Here is a 2,019-nt window from a genome sequence, read left to right on the forward strand (position 1 = left end):
AGCATGGTTGGAAAAAAGAAAGAGAATTTAAGGAATTTTCTCCTTTTGTAACTGTGTATAGTGGTTATAGTATTTATATAAGTTTTAAAAAATATTATTAACTAAGATGTGTCGCAATACAAAAATATTGAAACAAAAAAATAAATAAAAAGAGAGCCGCAGTCTGGACAACTTCAAGGCTCTCTTAAATCTCAACTAGGAGATATAGATATTATATCCTATATCTCCTTTAAAACAAATGAAAAATTTAGGAGGTAAATGAACATGGGATTAGCAAATGATGAAGTAATAATTAGAATGGTGGGTAAATTAACATTAGAATTTACTGATATAGACCAGCTAAAAGTTAGAAAAATAATAGAGGAAGTATTGTATAAGTATGATGTGGTACCTAAAGAAACAGGGCTTACAACAAGTGGCGATACAGAAGATAAACTACAAATTTATTTAGTGGTTAAAAAGCTAGAAGGACTAAGTATAGAAACATTAAAAAACTACAATCGTGAGATACTAAAGTTTGCTAATTATCTTAGAAAACCTCTTGCCACTGTAACAAGTATGGACCTTCGAATGTATTTAGCTCAAAGATGCAAGAACCTTAAGCCTGGGACAACCAATACACAAATGTATATACTTAGATCATTTTTTAGTTGGTTATTAGCAGAAGAATATATACCTAAAAATCCTATGTTAATAATAAAGGCAACCAAAGAACCAGGAAGACTTAGACATGCATTAACTGTAGACGAAGTAGAGATATTAAGACAAAAATGTAAAAGCATACGTGAGAAAGCATTGCTTGAGTTTACATACTCCAGTGGGTGCCGTTTAAGTGAAATAGTTGATATAAATAAAGAGGATATAGATTGGCATAATAAAACATTAAAAGTAATTGGAAAAGGTAATAAAGAAAGAATAGTTTGTTTTAATACAAAAGCTAGATACCTAATGAAAGAGTATATATTGTCGAGAGCAGATGATAACGCAGCATTATTTGTTGCTAGTAAAGGCAATCATAATAGGCTAGGTGGTAGATCTATTGAAAGAGAAATTAAAAATATTGCTACAAGAGCGGATTTAGGGAAATCAATATACCCACATCTGTTGAGACATAGCATAGCCACACATTTGCTAGCGGCAGGAATGGCATTGCATAATGTACAAGCATTGCTAGGCCATAGTGACCCAAAAACAACTCAAATTTACGCAGAAACAAGCCTAGAGAATGTTGTATATGAATATAAAAGAATTTCTTAGGGATAGGTGATAAAATGGAAAAGATTAAAAATAAACTTAAATTATATAGAGAAAGAGTTTGCAATATAGAAAATAAACTTCTTGAAATAGAAAAATTAATTATAAATGGTGCAAATGATGATGATGATGATGAACAAATAAAAGAATTAAGGCTACAAATAAGAAAAATGGAATTAGAAAATAAAAAAATAGAGAACATATTAAAATTATTATCAGAAAAGGATTGTAAAATTGTTAGTCTTATTTATTTAAATGGAGAAGGAAAAAAGAAAGTAACTAAAGAATTAGACAAGACAGAAAGACAAATAAATTATAGCATAAACAAAGCACTAAAGAGCATTGCAAAGCTTTTTATAGATTAAAGATGATATGTTTTTAGTTTAATTTTGTGTTGTTTTTGGTTTAATTTTGTATCTTTTTTGTAGGGAAAATTTCCTTAAAATTTCCCTCAATTGTCGTTTGAATTATGTTAATATAAATATATAAATAAGTAATAAACGTTGATGGGTAAATTATATTCCTTATTTTTTTAATAAAGATAAGGAATGTCCCCTTTGATGGTTTGGGTGAACTATATACTTTTGAGGAGTTGATGGAGCTGCAGGCTAAATTAAATAAAGAACAGGTTAAAAAATTATACTTAGATGGATTAACAGCTACTGAGATTGCTAGAAAATTAAAGTTCAATAAAGACACTGTAAAAAAATGCATTCAGAGAAATTTTAATGATTTAAAACATAAGCATGAAATTGCTGTTATACG

2 protein-coding genes are annotated in these 2,019 nt (G+C 28.7%); both read left to right on the top strand.

Going from position 1 to position 2,019, the window contains the following annotated elements; genetic code table 11:
• The first annotated feature begins 264 nt into the window (after window positions 1-264).
• The gene (gene xerA / locus Ctaglu_RS24505) at window positions 265-1,257 is read left to right on the top strand and encodes a site-specific tyrosine recombinase/integron integrase (RefSeq protein ID WP_233439956.1); all 993 of its coding nucleotides are present in this window, start codon (window positions 265-267) and stop codon (window positions 1,255-1,257) included.
• 14 nt (window positions 1,258-1,271) lie between these two features.
• Window positions 1,272-1,619 (top strand): RNA polymerase subunit sigma-70, encoded by a 348-nt coding sequence (locus Ctaglu_RS24510; RefSeq protein ID WP_125006671.1) that lies wholly within the window; start codon window positions 1,272-1,274, stop codon window positions 1,617-1,619.
• The last annotated feature ends 400 nt before the right edge of the window (window positions 1,620-2,019 follow it).

The sequence above is a fragment of the Clostridium tagluense genome, assembly GCF_003865095.1.
GTDB classification, from domain to species: domain Bacteria; phylum Bacillota; class Clostridia; order Clostridiales; family Clostridiaceae; genus Clostridium_AD; species Clostridium_AD tagluense.